Origin of the sequence: Devosia crocina (genome assembly GCF_900116545.1) — a bacterium.
GTDB classification, from domain to species: Bacteria; Pseudomonadota; Alphaproteobacteria; order Rhizobiales; family Devosiaceae; genus Devosia; species Devosia crocina.
Window position 1 is genome coordinate 255,409 of sequence record NZ_FPCK01000002.1, and the last position, 19,388, is coordinate 274,796.

The 19,388-nt window shown below is 60.8% G+C and carries 16 protein-coding genes; 2 read left to right on the forward strand and 14 right to left on the reverse strand.

The genetic code is table 11. The features are described from left to right. Positions 1 to 5: 5 nt before the first annotated feature. Positions 6 to 3,335 (forward strand): efflux RND transporter permease subunit, encoded by a 3,330-nt coding sequence (locus BM364_RS10880; RefSeq protein ID WP_092424471.1) that lies wholly within the window; start codon positions 6 to 8, stop codon positions 3,333 to 3,335. 140 nt (positions 3,336 to 3,475) lie between these two features. On the opposite strand, the gene BM364_RS10885 is transcribed toward BM364_RS10880, so the two are convergent. The 12 genes from BM364_RS10885 to BM364_RS10940 all read right to left on the reverse strand — a co-directional run bounded on the left by BM364_RS10885 (position 3,476) and on the right by BM364_RS10940 (position 15,046). Next, positions 3,476 to 3,955: a GNAT family N-acetyltransferase gene (locus tag BM364_RS10885; RefSeq protein WP_092424473.1), complete on the reverse strand. Its 480-nt coding sequence runs from the start codon at positions 3,953 to 3,955 to the stop codon at positions 3,476 to 3,478. A gap of 39 nt (positions 3,956 to 3,994) precedes the next feature. Then, positions 3,995 to 5,890, reverse strand: a complete 1,896-nt coding sequence (locus BM364_RS10890; RefSeq protein ID WP_092424475.1) for an ABCB family ABC transporter ATP-binding protein/permease — start codon at positions 5,888 to 5,890, stop codon at positions 3,995 to 3,997. Further along, a complete protein-coding gene (locus BM364_RS10895; RefSeq protein WP_092424477.1) occupies positions 5,890 to 6,210 on the reverse strand; it encodes an ArsR/SmtB family transcription factor in 321 nt (106 codons plus the stop codon). The genes BM364_RS10890 and BM364_RS10895 overlap by 1 nt, the downstream gene beginning before the upstream one ends. A gap of 163 nt (positions 6,211 to 6,373) precedes the next feature. Next, a complete protein-coding gene (locus BM364_RS10900; RefSeq protein WP_092424479.1) occupies positions 6,374 to 8,173 on the reverse strand; it encodes a LysM peptidoglycan-binding domain-containing protein in 1,800 nt (599 codons plus the stop codon). 8 nt (positions 8,174 to 8,181) lie between these two features. Continuing rightward, the gene (cimA, locus tag BM364_RS10905; RefSeq protein WP_092424481.1) at positions 8,182 to 9,822 is read right to left on the reverse strand and encodes a citramalate synthase; all 1,641 of its coding nucleotides are present in this window, start codon (positions 9,820 to 9,822) and stop codon (positions 8,182 to 8,184) included. Between the two features lie 18 nt (positions 9,823 to 9,840). Beyond that, positions 9,841 to 10,338 carry a GFA family protein gene (locus BM364_RS10910; protein ID WP_092424483.1) on the reverse strand — a complete coding sequence of 166 codons (498 nt, stop codon included), beginning with the start codon at positions 10,336 to 10,338 and terminating at the stop codon, positions 9,841 to 9,843. Beyond that, positions 10,338 to 10,838: a GFA family protein gene (locus BM364_RS10915; RefSeq protein ID WP_342028853.1), complete on the reverse strand. Its 501-nt coding sequence runs from the start codon at positions 10,836 to 10,838 to the stop codon at positions 10,338 to 10,340. Before BM364_RS10915 ends, BM364_RS10910 begins: the two co-directional genes overlap by 1 nt. Then, positions 10,798 to 11,181 (reverse strand): VOC family protein, encoded by a 384-nt coding sequence (locus BM364_RS10920; protein WP_092424487.1) that lies wholly within the window; start codon positions 11,179 to 11,181, stop codon positions 10,798 to 10,800. Before BM364_RS10920 ends, BM364_RS10915 begins: the two co-directional genes overlap by 41 nt. 63 nt (positions 11,182 to 11,244) lie before the next feature. Continuing rightward, complete coding sequence (locus BM364_RS18785; RefSeq protein WP_092424489.1) at positions 11,245 to 11,751, reverse strand: endonuclease domain-containing protein; 507 nt, start codon at positions 11,749 to 11,751, stop codon at positions 11,245 to 11,247. Between the two features lie 6 nt (positions 11,752 to 11,757). Further along, positions 11,758 to 13,176 (reverse strand): cysteine--tRNA ligase, encoded by a 1,419-nt coding sequence (gene cysS / locus BM364_RS10930; protein ID WP_092424491.1) that lies wholly within the window; start codon positions 13,174 to 13,176, stop codon positions 11,758 to 11,760. A 271-nt stretch (positions 13,177 to 13,447) separates the two neighbouring features. Beyond that, positions 13,448 to 13,897 carry a c-type cytochrome gene (locus BM364_RS10935; protein WP_175528565.1) on the reverse strand — a complete coding sequence of 150 codons (450 nt, stop codon included), beginning with the start codon at positions 13,895 to 13,897 and terminating at the stop codon, positions 13,448 to 13,450. A 135-nt stretch (positions 13,898 to 14,032) separates the two neighbouring features. Further along, a complete protein-coding gene (locus BM364_RS10940) occupies positions 14,033 to 15,046 on the reverse strand; it encodes a fumarylacetoacetate hydrolase family protein (protein WP_092424495.1) in 1,014 nt (337 codons plus the stop codon). 140 nt (positions 15,047 to 15,186) lie between these two features. On the opposite strand from BM364_RS10940, the gene BM364_RS10945 reads away from it, so the two are divergent. Further along, positions 15,187 to 16,341, forward strand: a complete 1,155-nt coding sequence (locus BM364_RS10945; RefSeq protein WP_092424497.1) for a DUF2865 domain-containing protein — start codon at positions 15,187 to 15,189, stop codon at positions 16,339 to 16,341. Here the strand turns inward: BM364_RS10945 and gltX are convergent. Both gltX and BM364_RS10955 read right to left on the reverse strand, forming a co-directional pair. Continuing rightward, complete coding sequence (gltX, locus tag BM364_RS10950; RefSeq protein WP_092424499.1) at positions 16,286 to 17,611, reverse strand: glutamate--tRNA ligase; 1,326 nt, start codon at positions 17,609 to 17,611, stop codon at positions 16,286 to 16,288. The genes BM364_RS10945 and gltX overlap by 56 nt on opposite strands. Then, the gene (locus BM364_RS10955; RefSeq protein ID WP_092424501.1) at positions 17,608 to 19,275 is read right to left on the reverse strand and encodes an NAD+ synthase; all 1,668 of its coding nucleotides are present in this window, start codon (positions 19,273 to 19,275) and stop codon (positions 17,608 to 17,610) included. Before BM364_RS10955 ends, gltX begins: the two co-directional genes overlap by 4 nt. Between the last annotated feature and the right edge of the window lie 113 nt (positions 19,276 to 19,388).

The window sequence follows — 19,388 nt, forward strand, 5'->3', positions numbered from 1 at the left end:
GTTCCATGCTCGACTTCATCGAAAAAATCCTGAGGATGCCCAGGGTCGTCCTCACCGTCATGGTGATCGTCCTGACGGCTGGTACCGCGGCCTATGTCTCCATGCCCAAGGAGAGCTTCCCGGCCATCGACGTGCCCTATCTCTACGTCTCGATCACGCAGACCGGCGTTTCGCCGCGCGACGCGGAAAACCTGCTCGCCAAGCCGACAGAGGAAGAGCTGGCGAACCTGCCGGGGCTGCAGAACATCTCCTCAACCTCGACCACCGGGCACGCTTCGGTGTTCCTCGAGTTCGACATCAATACCGACAAGGACCAGGCGCTGCAGGATACGCGCGCGCGTATGGACGCGGTCAAGGCCAAACTCCCAGCCGACGCCGATGACCCGGTTGTCGCCGAGATCGACCTTGTCGGGCAGCCCATCATCTCCGTGGGTGTTTATGGCACCGCTCCGGAAAAGGAACTGGTGCGCCGCGCCGAGGACCTGCAGGACAAGCTCGAGGCCATTCCCGAGGTGCGCGAAGCCGTCTTGTCGGGTGCTCGCACCGAACAGCTCGAAATCAAGATCGACCTGTTGCGGCTCGAAGCCTATGGCCTGACGGCGGGCGAACTGCTCGATGCCCTTGCACGCAACAACATGGTGGTTCCCGGCGGCACGCTCAACACCGGGCAAGGCTCGTTCAACATCGAGGTCCCCGGGCTCATCACCAATGCCGACGACGTCTACAACCTGCCGCTCAAGACCGACGGCAATACGGTTGTTACCTTTGGCGATGTCGCCACCATTACGCGCAATCTGGCCGATGCCACCGAATATACCCAGGTCAACGGCTCCCCTGCACTGATCCTTGGTATTTCAAAGAAGATCGGCACCAATATCATCGACGTTTCGGACAAAGTCCGTGCCGTCACCGAAGAAGCGGCGCGGGATTGGCCCGGTGGCGTCAGCTATTCGTTCTTCCTTGATCAGGCCGAGACGACCACGAACCTCTTCCGCTCGCTCGAGGCTGCGGTTCTGACGGCGGTGGCGCTGGTGCTGATCACCTGTATTGCAACGCTGGGCGTTCGCCCCGCGCTGATGATCGGCCTTTCGATCCCGCTCTCGTTCATGATGGCGTTTCTGGTGGCTGAAATGATGGGCATGACCATCAACATGATGGTGATGTTCGGCCTCGTGATTGCCGTTGGCGTGCTCGTCGACGATCCCGTGGTGGTGGTCGAATATGCCGAACGCAAGCTGCAGGAGGGTGTGCCCAAGCGCGAGGCCTTCATCATGGCCATGCGCAAGATGTTCGTGCCCGTGGTCGGTGCGACCGCAACGACGCTTGGCGCCTTCATCCCGCTGCTGTTCTGGCCCGGCATCATCGGCAAGTTCATGAGCTATCTGCCGACGATCGTGATCATCGTCATGATCGCCTCGTTCATCTCGGCCTTGATCTTCATGCCTGTTATCGGCGCAGTGATTGCCTCCACACATGTGGATGAAAAAGAAAAGGCCAAGGCGGACATCGTCATGTATCCCGACAAGTTCGACTCCAAGAAGGTCGGTGGCTTGACGGGCTTTTATGTGCGGCTGATGGAGAAGTTGATCTCCTGGCCCATTCCGACCCTCGCAGTGGGTTTCGGTGTTATCGTTGCGATCTTCGTCGCCTATTCCACCAACCCCACGGGGTCGGAAGCTTTCCCGGCATCCGAACCGGAATATGCAACGGTCGCCGTCGTGGGTCAGGGCAACTATTCGCCTGAAGAAATCCGCGACATGCTGATCGAGGTCGAGGACCAACTGCTTCAGGTCCAGGGCATCAAGGACGTGATCATGCAGTTCGGCACGACGGGTGCATTCGGCACGATGCCGCCGGATACGATCGGCAATTTCCAGCTCCAGCTCATCAACTGGAACCAGCGCATTCCTGCCGAGCAGATCTTTGCCGATATCCGCAGCCGCGTTGCAGATATCGCCGGACTCGATATCCAGGTGCTGGCAGCGGAAAACGGTCCGCCGGCGGGCAAGGACATCAACATGCGCGTCGAAAGCGACAATTACGATGACCTCGTGCCTGTCGTGACCGCGATCCACAATCATCTCGCCAGCTGGCCGGAAGTGGTGGACCTCGAAGATGGCCGCCCATCGCCTGGTATTGACTGGCAGATCCGTGTGGACCGCGCGGAAGCTGGCAAGTACGGCCTCGGCGTGCGCGAACTCGTACCCTATGTCCAGCTCATCACCTCGGGCGTCAAACTCGGCACCTATCGTGACGGCCAGACCGGTGACGAACTCGATATTCGCGTCCGCCTGCCTGAAGACGAGCGCACGTTTGACGCGCTCGACTCCATGCGCATCGCTACGCCCAACGGCATGGTGCCCGTATCCAACTTCATCGAGCGCACGCCTGTGCCCAAGGTCGCCAACATCCAGCGCCGCAACCAGGTCTATACGATGAGTGTCGCGGCCGGGCTCGTGAACCTGCCTGAAGGTGTCTATGCCGCCGATAAGGTGCAGGAACTGCAGGGCTGGATTGCCGAACAGAATTTCCCCGAAACAGTCAACGTCGCCTTTTCGGGTGCCGAAGAACAGATGGGCGATGCCAATGCCTTCATCGTCCAGGCGATGGGCATGGCCATGGCGCTGATCTTCTTTATCCTGCTGCTTGAATATAACAGCTTCTACCAGGTGGCGGTGACCCTCACCACGGTGGTGATGTCGGTGGCCGGTGTGCTCCTTGGCATGCTGATCACGGGCATGACCTTCTCGGCCATCATGACTGGTCTCGGGATCGTGGCGCTGGCAGGCATCGTGGTGAAGAACGGTATCGTGCTGATTGATACCTATAACGACTATAACCGCCACCAGGCCGTTGAGCCGGTCAAGGCCATGTTGCTCACCGTGAGCCAGCGTGTCCGCCCGGTCCTGCTCACCGCCTTCCTCACCGCGCTCGGCGTCATCCCGATGTGGGCCAATGTCGAGTTCGACTTCATCCGCCGCGAGATCGTGGTGGGTGGCCTTGCCGGGTCGTGGTTCATCCACCTGTCGGCGGCGCTGGTTTCGGGCCTCTTCTTCTCGACCGCGCTGACGCTCGTGATGGTGCCGGTCATGGTCACTGCGCCCAGCGTCGTGTGGCGCCAGATGAAGGGCACGGGAGCCGCCCTTTCTCGCTTCGGTGGTTGGGCAGCAAGCCTGTTCCGCCGGAAGACGGCGACGGCGGCTCCGGCGGGCTTCGATGGCATGGCTGTCGAGATCCCCGCCGACGCTGATGGCGCCAAGCGCTATATCGTCTCCAAGGAGGCTGGCCTTGGTGAAGACAAGGACCATCCTGAACGCAAGGACGCTGCAGAATAATCGGCAGCTTCCCTGAACCTCCAGGAGCCCGCAGCGATGCGGGCCCTTTTTGCTGAGACGTCAGCAACAAGCCATCTCGTCTAGGACGCCCTAACTATCCCCTGAAGCCCTTTCGGAGACGCCGCTACCCGCAGCCCTGACTAAGCAGCAACAGTGAACTCGTTCAGCAGCCAGGCATCATCCTCGAAGGTAATGTTGCGGCTATGCACGAACTGTCTGGTCAGCGCTTTTGACCAGAAGGCCTGCGCAACAGGGTTTGCATGCGGAACCGCAATGTGCCACTGGCCTGGATGGTTGGCGAGCGCCAGGTTGACGGCTGCCGTTGCAAGCCCCTTCCCCCGATAAGCCCTGAGCAAAAAGAACTCGGCCATGAACCAACAGGGGGCGCGGCCAGTCAGCGGGCATTCGTCGACGACGAGTGCAAACCCGGCGATCTCGTCTGCGTGTGTGATCAGGTAAGGGTAGCGCCAGAAGCGGTCGAGAAAGCCGTATTCGAACCGCCCATCTGACCCGACGGGGAACGGCAAGAATTCGGTCATGTCGTGGAGATAGAGCTGTATTAGGTTGGCGACGACAGATCGCTGATCGTCGCTGGCGGGAACGAGACTTATCGGGGTCATGCGCGGATGCTAGCCTGCATCCGCGCTGACGCATAGCGTCTACTCTGCAGCGGGAGTGCCGCGCTTAACGAAACCGTCGGGATCTTCCTGGGTACGGGCCAAGGCTTCTTCAGCTTCGGTGGCTTCGCGCTGGCGGCTCCACATCTGGGCGTAGAGCCCGTTCTGCGCCAGAAGCTCGGAATGGCTGCCCCGTTCGGCCACTTGTCCTTCGCGCAGCACCAGAATTTCGTCGGCATTGATGACGGTCGACAGACGATGCGCGATCACGACTGAAGTGCGGTTGCGCGACACCACGTCAAGCGCGGCTTGGATATCGCGCTCGGTTTTGGTGTCGAGTGCAGAGGTCGCCTCATCAAGAATGAGGATGGATGGCGCCTTGAGAATGGTGCGGGCAATGGCGACGCGCTGCTTCTCGCCCCCGGAAAGCTTGAGGCCACGTTCGCCGACAGGCGTATCAAAACCCTTGGGCAACGCTTCGATGAACGCACCGACCTGAGCCATCTGTGCCGCTTCGCGGATCTCTTCGGCAGATGCACCCGGCCGGCCATATTCGATATTGTAGCCAATCGTATCGTTGAAGAGCACCGTGTCCTGCGGCACCATGCCGATGGTCGAGCGCAGGCTTTCCTGCGTCACGTCGCGCAGATCCTGCCCGTCGATAGTGATGCTGCCGCCTGTGACATCGTAAAAGCGATAAAGGAGGCGCGAAATCGTCGACTTGCCCGCCCCGGTAGGACCGACGATCGCGACCGTCTTGCCAGCAGGCACTTCGAAGCTGACGCCCTTCAGGATCGGCCGCTCCGGATCGTAATGGAAGCTGACATTGTCGAAGCGGATTACGGGACCCGTCACCGCCAAAGGCTTGGCATCGGCCTTGTCTTCGATTTCCGGATCCTTATCGAGCAGCTTGAACATCTCTTCGATATCAGTGAGCCCCTGACGAAGCTCGCGATAGACGAAGCCGATGAAATTGAGCGGACGGTAGATCTGCATCAGGAATGTGTTGAGCAGAACGAAATCACCGAGAGTGAGTCTGCCCTCCATGACGCCGGAGATGGCCATGATGGAGATGATCAGGAAGCCGCCGTAGAAGATGACGGCCTGTCCGAAATTGAGCCAGCCAAGTGAGGTCCATATCCGGATCGCGGAGCGCTCGTAATTGGCCATGGCCGCGTCGTAGCGCTGCGCTTCCATCCGTTCGTTGGCGAAATATTTCACCGTCTCATAATTGAGGAGGCTGTCGATCGCCTTGCCATTGGCGTCCGTGTCGGAATCGTTCATCGACCGGCGAATGGAGATTCGCCAGTTCGAGGCCTTGATGGTGAAATAAAGATAGGCCCAGATCATCACCACCAGCACGCCGAGATAGCTGACGCCAAAGAGCCACACGAAGATGATGGCGACGACGACAAACTCGACAATCGTCGGCGCGATATTGAGCATAGCGAAACGAACGACCGTTTCGATCCCTTTGGTCCCGCGTTCGATGACGCGCGAAAGACCGCCCGTCCGGCGAGCCAGATGGAACCTGAGCGACAGGCGGTGCACATGATGAAAGGTTTCGAGCGCCAGCTTGCGCACGGCATGCTGGCCAACCCCGGCAAACAGCACATCGCGCAATTGTTGAAACCCTGCATCGAAGATATTGCCGAGCACATAGGCGATCACAAGCGCGATCGGGACGGCAAGCCCGAGGATCAGCTCACCATTGGGCGCGCTGCCATCAAGACTATCGATGATGCCCTTGTAAGCGAAGGGAATGAGAGTGGTCGCAACCTTGCTCAGCAGCAGGGCGCCGATAGCCAGTGCAACCTGAAGACGGAGATCAGGGCGGCCTTCGGGCCACATGTAGGGCCACAGATTGCGGATCGTAGAGAATACAGAGCCTTCATCCGCGCTAACGGACGGCTTCTTTTCAACGCTGTTCTGAGCCATCAGGCGGGTTCCGCTTCCTTTTGGGGCGCTCGGAAGGATAGTCCATCGAGCAGACCGCCAAAGGCGCTGCTCACCTCTTCCAGTCGATCATGCCGGATGGTGTAGCGGTTGCGCGTGCCATGGGCCTTACGCTCGATGAGCCCGGCATCGAGCAGCACCTTGATATGCTGACTGACGGTGGACTGGGCGAGCGGCAAGGATTCGGTGACATCGCCACAACAACATTCTCCCTGTTGCTGGCTTGCCAGAAACCGCAGGATGTTGAGCCGCACTGGATGACCTAGGGCGCGCATGATGTTGGCGATATCGTCGTCGTGCATGGGGCCGGCCGGAATGATCGGTGAATTGCGATGAACATGGGGAGGATTAGTGCCAAGGTCAATCCCCGAGGCAGGTTCCAGCCAGAAATCGCGCTGAGAGCACAGACATGCTCCTCCCAAAGGGAGACAAATGGCAGCCTCGCCGCCATCTGCCAACTTAGCGTCAGTTCGGCAGATCGAAGACCTGACCGGGATAGATCCGGTTGGGGTCGCTGATCCGGCCGGAATTGGCCTGGTAGATCGTGGTATATCTGATCCCTTCGCCATAGGTGCGCCGGGCGATGGTCCAGAGATTATCGCCGCGACGGATAATGGCCTTACCCGCAGCAAATCGCTGCGCATCCGGGCCACCGACTGAAACTGCAACCATGCGTGGGACTGCTGGTTCAGCGCTGGCGGGCTCGGTTGCTGGCGGCGCTGATGTTGTCGACGTCTCCTCAGGAGCATCATCCGGTGCCAAAGCCGCTGGAACGGACTCCTGCGGCGTTGCCGGGACAGGCGGCGAGGAAGCGGGTTCGGACGGAGCGGGATCCCCGACCGGTGCCCCTGATCTGGCGACTTGCTGCTCTGGTTGAGGGTCGATGTTCGGTAGAGGTGCCTCAGCGACGTCAGACGTCACCTCTGGCATATCCAGAACAAAGTCCACTTCCGCGCGCGCGGCTACCTCAGACGAGCCCGGTGCCAAAAGGTCGGCCCGCACCCGCTGGGCTGCGGCATCGAGAACGGCGCCCGCTTCCACCAGCCAGCGTCCTCCGTCGATAATCGCATCGGCAATGAACTGGTCGTCGACATAGAGCCGAACGACACCGTCTTCCGGTCCGGCACCGGCAAAAAAGGTCCGCTCTCCTTCAATCTCGATGGCATCGATGGTGGGCGGCGGGCTGGCTGCTGCGGCTTTTGCGCCGGCCGGGGCAGTTTGCGCCTCGACCGTGGCACTTGCCGCATCAGGGGCGGTTTCGTCAGGAGACTCCTCCGCAGCGACTACGGGCTCAGCCGGTGCAACGGGCGTTTCCGCATTCTGCGCAAGCTGCTGAGATGGGGCGGTGGCAGTCGCAACGCTTTGGTCAGCCTCGTCTTGTGCCAGGCTGGAGGGCTGTGGCTGAACAGGAGTTATAGGCGAAGGTTCCAGGTCGGCTGTCGCCCCGGGCTGCGGCTCGGCCAGATCAGGCCTTTCTGCGGGTTCGGCAAGCGCGACTTCCACACTCGTCGCCTCTTCGCTTGATAGCACAACCGGCTCGGTTTCAGCGACTGTTTCGATCGAAGCGGCTTCAGTCGTTGTTTCGGCAACAGGCCGTTCCAACCCTTGCAGGATTTCCGTCGCTTGCCCCGGTGCGCTCGCAACCACCAGGGGTTGTGTCGCGCGATCCTCGTCGATCACGACCACAAAGGACTGCTCGGCCTCGCCATCCTTGCCCGCTTCAGCAAGGGTGATCTCGACCCCACCCGGGGGCAGCGGCGCTTCGGGCACCAAAACCCAGTCGCCACTGCGCTCCACGGTTGCCCGCCCCAGCAGGGCACCATCGGAATAGACCTCAACTTCGCTTCCAGGCGTGCCGCTGCCGGCGATCACGACCGAGCCATCCGGCTCGGCGCGCAAAAGGCCGAAGCTGGCTGCAACGAAGCTGTCCCGCGCCTCGCTTGCCGTGGTGCCGATTGCCGGTGACGGCAGCTCTGCCTCAGGGGTGGCTGCCGGCGCGGCTTCGGGCTCGGCAACCGCCGGGGACACTTCTGCGGGCGGAGGAGCTTCCGTTTCGGCCACAGCCGTGGCGGGTGGCGTGGGGAACAATCCTGCCTCGGTGAACTTGCCCCTGATGCACTGGCCCATGCCATCGGGACTGTTGAAGCAGTTGACGACAGTGGGGGCTGCAAACAGACCCGCGATAACGAGAATGGTAACGGCTGCTGCTCCGATCGTCAGAGCAAGAGGTCGTTTTGGAGCAGTTTCGGCCAGTTTGTCCTCCACGGACGTTGTCAGCCCACCGCTGTGGCGTGCTGAAGTGTCTCCTCCGCTGCCGAAACCGATGCCGCCTCGGTCTTCAACAGCTTGTATGTGATTGATTCATACAGAGCTTCAAAGGACGCATCAATGATATTGGACGACACGCCAATCGTGCTCCAGCGCTCGCCCGAGCCGTCGCGACTTTCCACCAGTACACGGGTGACCGCGCCCGTGCCGCCGTCGAGGATACGCACTTTGAAATCGGCTAGCTCGAGATCCTCGATCCGCTTGGAATAAACGCCGAGGTCCTTGCGCAAAGCCTGATCCAGTGCGTTGACCGGACCATTGCCTTCGGCCACCGACATCAGCAATTCGCCCTCTACGCGAACTTTAACCACCGCCTCGGTCACGGTGACCTCTTCGCCCTGTGCATTGTGACGCCGTTCGACCATTGCGCGATAATGCTCGACATCGAAAAAGCTGGGTAATGTGCCGAGCACGGAGTGCGCCAGAACTGCGAAGGACGCATCGGCGCCATCGTAGGAATAGCCGCGCGCTTCGCGTTCCTTGACCGTCGCCAGCAGTTTTTCGAGCCGCGGATCGTCCTTTTCGAGCACGATGCCGTGCCGTGAAAGCGCTGTCAGCAGGTTCGACTTGCCGGCTTGCTGGCTGACCATGATCGAGCGCTCATTGCCGACGCTTTCGGGCGGCACGTGCTCATAGGTCGAGAAATCCTTAAGCAGCGCCGAGGCGTGGATACCGGCCTTTGTGGCAAATGCCGATGCGCCGACATAGGGTGCCTGCCGGGCCGGTGCGCGATTGAGCCGATCATCGAACGCGCGCGAGATGTGCGTCAATCGTTCGAGATGGGCTTCGGTCACGCCTGTCTCGAAACGCTCAGCATAATAGGGCTTCAGGACCAGCGTCGGGATCAACGTGATGAGATTGGCATTGCCGCACCGTTCGCCAAGCCCGTTGAGCGTGCCCTGAATCTGGCGCACGCCTGCATCCACAGCAGCCAGCGCATTTGCGACGGCTTGGCCTGTATCGTCGTGGGGGTGGATGCCGAGCTTGTCGCCGGGGGCAAATTTCAGCACCGTACCCACGATCTGGCGCACTTCGGCAGGCATGGTGCCGCCATTGGTGTCACACAGAACTACCCAGCGTGCGCCCGCTTCGATAGCCCTGGTCACGCAGGACAAAGCATATTCAGGATTGGCCTTGAAGCCGTCGAAGAAGTGCTCGAGATCGACGAGAACTTCCTTGCCCGCCCCAGAGGCGGTCCGCACGGTGTCGCCAAGGCCTTCGATATGCTCCTCCGTCGTTGAGCCGAGCGCCAGTTTGACCTGATAGTCCCAAGCCTTGGCAACGAAACACGTGGCTGTAGCGGCAGAGTTGAGGAGGCCCTGGACGCCGGGATCATTGGCAGCAGAGCGCCCTGCCCGCTTGGTCATGCCGAATGCCGTAAATGTTGCGCTCTTGGTCCGCTTCTCTTCGAAAAAAGCGGTATCGACGGGGTTGGCCCCAGGGTACCCCCCTTCCACATAGTCGACGCCGAGCTCCTCGATGAGCCGGGTAATGGCGATCTTGTCCTCGAGCGAGAATTCCACGCCGGCCGTCTGCGCGCCGTCGCGCAGGGTCGTGTCGAAAAGATAAAGGCGGTCTCGGGACATTGGGGGCCTGTCGGTCTGTTATTTCAGCGGCCAATCGGCCGTGTCGTGGTCGGGATGCTGGTTGTTGCTGGCTTTGATGGCCGCAGCCCAATCGGCATCATCCTCGCCGCGGCTGCCGGTGGTGCCGCCATGCGGCAAGGTGGGCAAGCTATCGAACCAAACGACGCGCGATTCATTGCCGTCGTTGATCTGCGGCGGAAAGAGCTCGGGATGATCGAGCGAACCGATCGTGAAGTTGACGCGGTTTCCGGTCACGTCTTCATAGAATAGCGGGGTGCCGCATCTGCTGCAAAATCCGCGATCCACGTGCTCGGAACTGCGGAAACGGGCCGGCGTGCCCCGCGTCCAGGTGATTGCTTCGCGCGGTGCTGCAACGAGTGAGATGAAAATATTTCCGACTGCTTTCTGGCACATGCGGCAGTGGCAGACATGCGCATTGTCGAACATCTCGGTGGCACGATAGCGCACTGCGCCGCACTGGCAGCCGCCGCTGACCTCCATCGCATATCGGTCCATCACTCTGCTCCCGCAGGCGGCCAATCGGCCGTGTCGTGGTCGGGATGCTGGTTGGAGTGGATGCCGGCCATGAAATCGCGCCACTCGTCGCTCTCTTCGTCGCGCACGGGCAAGCTCGTCAGCTGCTGGAAGAAGGGTTGCCTGTCACGCGGATTGACCTGGATTTCGGGCGCTGCAACCGTAGGATCGTCAAACGTGCCGATGGCCAGTTCAAGCCCAAACCGCGTCTCGTAAGCAAGGGGTGTCCCGCATTCGCCGCAGAAAGCGCGGCGCGCGGCATTGGAGCTTTGAAACCATTTCGGCTCGCCGCGGGTCCAAATGGCGTTATGCGCCGTCACCAGAGGGCCGAAGAAGCCTCCGAATGCCTTTTGGCACATGCGGCAATGGCAAATGGATGGACGGCCTAGTCGTGTGACGCGGAACCGGACCGCGCCACACTGGCAGCCACCTGTATGGGCTTCACTCTGGGGCATGACAAACCGCTTCGACATTGTTGCCATCGGGATCGACGACAAACGCTCCGTAGTAATTGGGGTGGTACTGCGGGCGCAGACCTGGTGTGCCATTGTCTACCCCACCATTGGCCATGGCCGCGGCATAGAACGCATCGACTGCAGCCCGCGAGGATGCCTGGAACGCATAGTGCCGCCCCGGCCCTGTGTCCTTGCTCTCGGTCAGCCAGAAGTCAGGCTTGTTCGCACCGTATCCACCGACCTTGACACCACCAGTAAATTGCTCCGGAATTTCCTGGATCAGGCTAAAGCCAAGCGGGGCAAAGGCGGCATCATAAAATGCCTTGGCCCTGGTCCAGTCCGCGACAAGAATTCCCACGTGATCAAGCATGCTTTGCACTCCTCTGTTGAGACAAGGAGCAGAGTACGGCGGCAGCGTCAGAGGCTGGCAGCATCATGATCGCTCCTCGTGAAGAGCTGTCCACAGTGCGTCCATCACCTCATCGGGGCGAGCGAGGATGTCGTTGTTCCAGAAGCGAATAAGGTGAAAGCCGCGGCGTCGCAGCTCGGCATCACGCACGCTGTCGGCAGCACTCTCTGCGTGTTGGCTGCCATCAGCCTCGACGATGAGCTTGGCACCATAGCAAACAAAATCGGCGATGAAGGGGCCAATTGGCACCTGACGCCGGAACTTGAATTCATCGAACCGGCGATCACGCAGCATTAGCCAAAGCCTGGCTTCAGCCTCGGTCGGCTCCCGACGCATTTCTCGCGCATGATGCAGAAGCTTCGAAGACGCAGATAGGGCCCCCTCATCCGCCCGTTGGGCACCTTCTCCCACGAGGGGAGAAGGGGGGCCGGTGAATGAGGTGACATTCTTGGCAAATACCGCTGCACCCTTCTCCCCTCGTGGGAGAAGGAGGCGCGCAGCGTCGGATGAGGGGGTTTCCTGGTCAGCCATTAAACCTCACCGCTTCACTTCCCACTTCGTTTGCCGCTGGCCGGTTTCGTCCTTGTAGTCGAGAAGTGCCACGCCTTGGGCGGCGAGGTCGGTACGGATGGCGTCGGCCTTGGCGAAGTCCTTGGCGTTGAGTGCGTCGAGGCGTTCGGCGATGGCCTTGGCTATATAAGGCGGGGCTTCCCAGCCATCGTTGGAATCAATGAGGCTATCGAGGCTGAAGCCAAGGAAACGCAGCGTCGCGGCGAGGCATTGCTTGGCGTTGCCTTCCTCGCGATTGGCTTTTTTCGCGATATAGTCGAGCGCGACGCTGGCCCGATGGAAGTTGAGATCGTCGGCCAGTTCGGTGATGACCGAAGCATCGGGGCCATCTTCGGCAGAAAGCGTTGCGCCGCGAGCGGCCCGCTGCCAGTCGCGCAGTTTTGCCTCGGCCTCCTCGAGCCGCTTGACTGAAAAGTCGATCGGCTCGCGGTAGTGCGTCATCAGCATGGCGAGGCGCAGCACGTCCCCGATCCAGGCGCGACCACCCATGGCGCCGGTTTCCAGCAGCTCGTTGATGGTGACGAAGTTCCCCAAGCTCTTGGACATCTTCTGTCCCTCGACCTGAAGAAATCCGTTGTGCATCCAGACATTGGCCATGGCATGGGTGCCGTGAGCGCAACGGGACTGGGCGATCTCATTTTCGTGGTGCGGAAAGATCAGATCGAGCCCGCCGCCGTGGATGTCGAAGGTCTTGCCCAGATAGCGCTCGGACATGGCGGAGCATTCGATATGCCAGCCAGGGCGGCCGCGCCCCCATGGACTCTCCCAACCCGGTTCGGTTTCGGAGGACAGCTTCCAGAGAACGAAGTCGGCGGGGTCTTCCTTGTGAGCGTCTACAGCCACGCGGGCGCCGGCAAGGTTGTCTTCAAGATTGCGCCCCGACAACTGACCGTAGTCATTCATCGAGCGTGTGCGGAACAGCACTTCTCCACCCGCGTCATAGGCGTGGTTCTTCTCGATCAGAGCCGAGATGATGGTCTGCATCTCCGCGATATTCTCTGTGGCACGGGGCTGATGCGTCGGCTCGAGCGTGCCGAGCGATTTCACATCGGCAAGAAATTGCGCCTCGGTTTTCTGGGTCACCCGGCGGATGGCCTCGTTGAGAGGCAAGTCCGGAAAATCCTTGAGCGCCCGCGCGTTGATCTTGTCATCGACATCGGTGATGTTGCGCACATAGGTCACGTGGCTCTCGCCATAAACGTGGCGCAGCAGGCGGAACAGCACATCGAAGACGATGACCGGCCGCGCATTGCCGATATGGGCAAAATCGTAGACCGTAGGTCCGCAGACATACATGCGCACATTTTTCGCATCCATCGGCGCGAACGGCGCCTTGGTGCGATTGAGCGTATTGTAGAGATGGATCTGCGGCGTTGCCGTGGTCATCGAGAGGTCCTGTGGGCCAGACGGTATGGTGCTCTGGCGGGGAGCCTCTATCCTTTGATATCTATCGGGATGAAGAAGACCGCTCCGCCAACGCTTGGGTTAGCAGGTAATAATGCAGGCGGTAATGGTGCACTTGGTCTTCATGAGGCCAGAGATTGGCCGGAGCAGGACAAGAAAGCAAGCGCAAAAGAAAAGAGGGCGACCCGAAGGCCGCCCATTTCGCTTTGGAGGCGAATATCATCCCGAAGGACGATCGAAAGCGCGGCCGGTTTCAGCCGCGGAACTGTTGGTGACATTGGCCACACGTGGCGCCGATCGTCTGCAAGGCTGCTGCATAGGCAGAAGCGTCGCCACTTTCGGCGGCAGTGAGGCCGCTTTCGGCAGCCGCTAAGCCCGTATCGACAATCGCGGTGAAGGCGTCCCAATTCTCCCAAATGGCGGGAAGTGCTTCAGATTCGCCAACATTAGAGCCCTCGGGAAAGAGCTCGGCCATGTGGCTATAGTTGTCGCGCAGCGTAGTCATAGCGGCAACAGCATCGGCGCCGGTCAGGCTGCCGGCGCTGCGCAGCGTCGCGCCATTTTCGCGCATGGTCTGTTCACGCAGAGCCACCGCCTCTTCCGGCGTTGCAGGCGCCACAAAGGCATCCTGAGCAAAGGCGGCGATCGTGCCGGCTGCGAGGAGACCTGCAATCGCGATCGAAGAGAACTTCGAAAATCCCATTGAATACACCCTCAACGTGTTGTGCATGTCCAGCGATTCCATCACCGGTATCGTGCTGCCGCTCTCCCCCAACGGTCGAGGCAGACTGCCACGGGGCAACGGCATGCCCAACGCCAACACGGGAATGTTACCGAATTACGATGGAGGGCTCAAAACCACAACAGACTGATCAATTTCGCCAAATGGCGGACGCTGACCGGACTGCACCGCGAAGATCCTGAGCCTGTCTCCAGCCTTGAGGAACTGGGTTCGCGCCCGGCCGAATCGTGCCTTTTCCGCAGTGCGCGCTTCGGCGATGCAGGCAAAGCCGATCCCGTCCTCTTTTATCGGCAACACCTCGTCGTGGTGATTGGCGATGGTGCCCGACCCCACGATCGTACCCGCGCCCAGCTGACGGGTGCGCGCTGCTTCCACGATCAGGTCGACCAGGTCGAAGTGGACGTCGCGCCCGGCATTGGGCTGGCCATATAGTGTTCCGTTGACCTCGATGCGGACCTTGAGGTGGAGCTTGTTGTCGCGGAAGGCGTCGCCCAGCCCTTCCGGAGTGATCGCTACAGGAGCGAAGGTGGTCGAGGGTTTGGAGTGAAAAAAACCGAACCCGTTCTGCAGATCGTCAGCCACGAGACGCCGTAGCGAAACGTCATTGCAGATCGTGACGAGCCGGATTGCCGCGGCGGCCTGCTCGCGACTGGGCCGCATGGGTACAGGGCCGGTGATCACTGCCACTTCCGCTTCGAAGTCAAGCGCCAGGTCCTCCTCCGGCACTACGATCGGATCAGATGCGGCTGAAAGGGAATCGGAGCCGCCTTGGTAAAGCAGCGGCCGAATCGACTGCAGCTCCTCGTCCTTGCTGCCCTTAAGGGAGCGGACGCGTTCAAGATGCCCCATATAGCCCGCCCCATCGATCCACTGATAGGCGCGGGGCAAAGGTGCAAGAGCCGCGCTTGGCTCGAACGCCTGCCCTGCTATTGCTCCCCCCTCGAGATGCCCAGCAAGCTCGGCTAGCAGGGGCGCGCATCGCTCCCAATCGTCGAGCGCGGCCTGGAGGCTGGGCGCAATGCGCCCGGCAGAAACGCAGCGGGCAAGATCTTTGGAGACGACTACCAATTGCCCGTCGGGACGGTTGGAACGCAGCGTGGCGAGTTTCATGGGATCGACGATCTCCTCAAAAGTGTTGCCCGGCGGCGCTATCGACCGGAAGCTTGGGTGCTATAGTGTTGCATCGCCCCCTCACGATATCTTAAGGGCGGTGACGGGCTGCAGGTTGCGGCCGACAACAGGACGACTTCGTGCACATTTTTACCTCCGGCCTTCGCGTTCCGTTTCTGCTGCTGCTCGCCGCGTTTGTTTTCGCGCTGGATGTGCAGACTGTCTATGCCCAGTCGAGTCAGTGCCGACAGCTTGAAAATGCACTGCGCCAGTTTGATCGGAACGGCGATTTCCGTCAGATGCAGAACAATTCCGGCGCCGCACGGCAGTTGGCGCGCGACGTACAGAACGCGGAAAGCCAGTATATCCGCCAGGGCTGCAATGACGATGCGCGTGCCGGCCGGCAACTGACCCAACAGTGCCAGCAGATTGCACGAACCGTTTTGCGCCTGCGCGCCGATTACGCCGAAGTCGCCCAATCGGTTGAAACGGCGACAGCCGTGGCCAGCCAGCGCGAAGCGATCCTTCAGGAAATGGCGCGCTTTGGGTGCAATGCCGGCTCAAGCGCCAATTTCAGCCAGGACCGTCAGAGCGTTTTCGACCGTGTCTTCGGCACAACGTCCGAGGGCGATTTCACCAATGGCGACTTCGTGGATGGCGGCGATTACTGGGGCTATCAGGGCTATGCGACAGTGCGCACCGTTTGCGTGCGTCTCTCGGACGGCTACTTCTGGCCCATCAGCTATTCCACCCTGCCCGACTATGTCGGCAATGATGCGCAGCAGTGCCAGGCCATGTGCCCCAATACGCAGGTGGATCTTTATTATTACGACAATCCCGGGCAGGAACCCGAGCAGATGCGCAACATGTCGGGCTCGCCCTACACGTCTCTGCCGACAGCCTTCGCCTATCGCAATAAGTTCGATACCAGCGCTTCATGCCGGGCAGCGCCACAGGCCGATGGGTCGGTCACGGTTGCGGCCTCAGGCGATGAAAACGGACGATCGATGCTGACCATCGGCAACGCCACCTTTCCCATGCCGTTGCGCGATCCGCGCGGTGTAACTCCGGTGGCGGTTGCCGCGGCTACTGCAGAGGAAGTCAGCACTGTCGCCATGGTCGATGTGCCCCTGCCGCGCCGCCGGCCTGCCGGACCCGGCGAAGTTGCAGCGCGCCCCGCCAGCAATCAGACGCCGGCAGAGGCCGAGTTGCGGATCGTGCACTTCGGGGAAAAGACGGTCAGGGTAGTCGGTCCAGACACGCCCTACGCCCAAGCAGGACGAGCAGGGACTTAAGCTCCGGCCCATCCTGCCGTCCGGTCAGCGCCAGTCTAAGCGGCATGAAGAGGGCCCTGCCCTTGCGCCCCGTTGCTGTCTTGAGCGCGCCGGTCCACTGGCCCCATGTATTTTCGTCCCATGGCTCAGGTGGCAGCAAGGCTTTGGCAAGCGCGAGGAACTCCCGATCTTCCTCAGCAACCACGGGCTCGACAGGACCTGTCAGAAGTTTGGACAATTCTGCGATATCTGCAAAACGCACAAGGTTCTCGCGCAACAAGAGCCAGATCGCCTCGCCCTCAAGGCCCATAGACGTCAATCGCGGCAGCGCTTCCTCGTAGCTCATGGCATGGAGCAGGCGTGCATTGAGCCCATTGAGCTCGGTGGGATCAAAACGTGCCGCACCATGCGAAATCATCGATAGCTCGAGCTTTTCAGCAATCGCGTCCAGGCTCTCAAAGGGCTCGATCGGCAGGCTCGTGCCGGTCAGCGTCGCCATGATGGCCACGGCCAGGGGCTCGTAGCCCTGATCGCGAAAATCGGCAATCGACTGGGACCCCAGGCGCTTGGAAAAGCCCTGCCCTTCCGCATCGGTCAGCAGGTTGTGGTGGGCGAAAGTGGGCACGGTGCCGCCCAGCGCCTCAATGATTTCAATCTGCGTGCCGGTGTTGGAAACGTGATCTTCGCCGCGGATGACATGGGTGACGGCGAGGTCGATATCGTCCACCACCGAGGGGAGCGTATAGAGGTAGGAGCCGTCAGCGCGGATCAGCACCGGGTCAGACATCGAAGCGGTATTGACCGTCTGCGGACCCTTGATGAGATCGTCGAACTGCACAGGCCGCCCATCGAGCTTGAAGCGCCAGTGAGGCTGACGCCCCTCCGCTTCATACTTGGCCCGGTCTTCCTCGCTCAGGCTCAGCGCCGCCCGGTCGTAGATCGGCGGCTTGCCCAGAAGACGCGCACGGGCGCGCTTGCGATCGAGCTCTTCCTCCGTTTCGTAGCAGGGATAGAGCCGACCCGCAGCAATCAGCCGGTCGCGCGCCGTGTCGTAAAGCGCTGTGCGTTCGGACTGCCGGACGAGCAGGTCGGGCTTGACACCAAGCCAGTCCAGATCAACCTCGATGCCATCGGCGAATTCTCGGGTCGATCGCGCCAGGTCCGTATCGTCCATGCGCAGGATGTAGCGACCGCCAGTGCGGCGGGCGAAGAACCAGTTGAGCAGCGCAGGTCGCGCATTGCCCAGATGGATGCGCCCTGTAGGAGAAGGCGCCCAGCGAACCACGGTCATCCGACGGTTATGTCCTTGTAGCCATTGGTGATGGGATATTTGCGGCCGAGGCCAAAAGCGCGAGGGGTCAATTTCGGTCCGGGCGCTGCCTGGCGACGCTTGTATTCGGCAATGTTGAGCAGACGCTCGATGCGCTTGACCAGCGCCGGATCGTGACCACGCTCGACGACTTCGCCCAGGCTGAGCTCGTCTTCGACAATCGCGCGCAAAATATCGTCGAGAACAGGATAAGGGGGAAGGCTATCCTGGTCGGTCTGGTCGGGACGCAGTTCGGCCGAGGGCGCTTTGTCGATGATGGAGCGGGGAATGACTTCGCCCGAAGGACCAAGACTATCACCCGGCACATGCTTGTTGCGCCAGTCGGCGAGTTTATAGACCTCCATCTTGAACATGTCTTTGAGCGGATTGTAGCCGCCGTTCATGTCCCCATAGATGGTGGCGTAGCCCACGCCCATCTCGCTTTTGTTGCCAGTGGTCAGCAGCATCGAGCCCAATTTATTGGACACCGCCATCAGTACCACGCCGCGCATGCGAGATTGTATGTTTTCTTCGGCAAGATCGGCAGGGCGATCTCCAAAAATCGGGGCAAGTCCGGCAAGCGCGCCATCAACTGGATCGCCGATCGCCACCACATCATAACGCACGCCCAGCCGCTCGGCACAGTCCTTTGCGTCGCGCAAGCTTCCTTCGGACGTGTAGCGATAGGGCAGCATGATGCAGTGGACCTTTTCGGGACCAAAGGCATCGACCGCCATGGCAGCAACGACGGCGCTGTCGATCCCGCCCGAAAGGCCAAGAACGACGTGGCTGAAGCCGTTTTTGTGCACGTAATCGCGCAGGCCAAGGACGGCCGCCCGCCACGGCGCTTCCTCGATAGAGGTCAGTTCCTCGATTCGAGCGCCAGTGCTCGTCCAGGTGTCCCTGTCCCGGTGCCAGTCCGACAGGATAAAGTCGGCTTCGAAACTCTTGCCCTGCAGCACCAGCTTGTCGCCAGGGGCGATGGCAAAGGAGGAGCCGTCAAAAACCAGTTCGTCCTGCCCACCCACCTGATTGAGATAGATAAGCGGCACGTCGTGCTCGACGGCGTGCTTGCGCACCAGTTCCTTGCGGATATGTTGCTTGTCGGTCCAATAGGGTGAGCCATTGGGGCAGAGCAGGATTTCAGCGCCCTCCCGCACTAGATGCTCGCACACCCAGGGGTGCCAGATATCCTCGCAGATCGGTATGCCAACAGAGACGCCCTTGATGATGACGGGCAGTGGCAACGGTCCCGCTACGAAATAGCGTTTTTCGAAGAAGACGTCGGTGTTAGGCAGTTCGCGCTTGAGGCGCACGGCGACTATCTCGCCCCTTTCCGCAACCAGAACGGCATTGTGGAGCCCGGCCTTGTCGTTCCAGATTGTGGGCAGGATGAGCACCACATCAGTACCGGCAGTGTCGGTCACAAGTGAGTGCGCCGCAGCCATGGCATCGGCGACAAACTGAGGCTTGAACAACAAATCGTCGGGGAAATAACCGGTCAGAAACAGCTCGGAGAACATCAGGATGTCGGCCTTAACGGCCACAGCATCGGCCAATGCCTTTCGCGCCAATGCCAGGTTGCCGGGCAGATCACCCACTTTGGGATTGAGCTGGGCAAGCGCAATTCTAAGCTGGTCGGTCACGAACGAGGTCCTGATCTAGATGGACCGCCCAGCCATGGCCGGACGCGCGCCAGACTTAGCCTCTGGCCCAAAGGAGGGCAAGCGCCCGCGGATGCAGGGCGCCGATTGGCCTG

Bases quoted from the DNA above. Each gene is read 5' to 3' on its own strand.
- BM364_RS10880 (WP_092424471.1), top strand. From the start codon at position 6: ATGCTCGACTTCATCGAAAAAATCCTGAGGATGCCCAGGGTCGTCCTC.
- BM364_RS10885 (WP_092424473.1), bottom strand. From the start codon at position 3,955: ATGACCCCGATAAGTCTCGTTCCCGCCAGCGACGATCAGCGATCTGTC.
- BM364_RS10890 (WP_092424475.1), bottom strand. From the start codon at position 5,890: ATGGCTCAGAACAGCGTTGAAAAGAAGCCGTCCGTTAGCGCGGATGAA.
- BM364_RS10895 (WP_092424477.1), bottom strand. From the start codon at position 6,210: ATGCACGACGACGATATCGCCAACATCATGCGCGCCCTAGGTCATCCA.
- cimA (WP_092424481.1), bottom strand. From the start codon at position 9,822: ATGTCCCGAGACCGCCTTTATCTTTTCGACACGACCCTGCGCGACGGC.
- BM364_RS10910 (WP_092424483.1), bottom strand. From the start codon at position 10,338: ATGGACCGATATGCGATGGAGGTCAGCGGCGGCTGCCAGTGCGGCGCA.
- BM364_RS10915 (WP_342028853.1), bottom strand. From the start codon at position 10,838: ATGGCAACAATGTCGAAGCGGTTTGTCATGCCCCAGAGTGAAGCCCAT.
- BM364_RS10920 (WP_092424487.1), bottom strand. From the start codon at position 11,181: ATGCTTGATCACGTGGGAATTCTTGTCGCGGACTGGACCAGGGCCAAG.
- BM364_RS18785 (WP_092424489.1), bottom strand. From the start codon at position 11,751: ATGGCTGACCAGGAAACCCCCTCATCCGACGCTGCGCGCCTCCTTCTC.
- cysS (WP_092424491.1), bottom strand. From the start codon at position 13,176: ATGACCACGGCAACGCCGCAGATCCATCTCTACAATACGCTCAATCGC.
- BM364_RS10935 (WP_175528565.1), bottom strand. From the start codon at position 13,897: ATGGGATTTTCGAAGTTCTCTTCGATCGCGATTGCAGGTCTCCTCGCA.
- BM364_RS10940 (WP_092424495.1), bottom strand. From the start codon at position 15,046: ATGAAACTCGCCACGCTGCGTTCCAACCGTCCCGACGGGCAATTGGTA.
- gltX (WP_092424499.1), bottom strand. From the start codon at position 17,611: ATGACCGTGGTTCGCTGGGCGCCTTCTCCTACAGGGCGCATCCATCTG.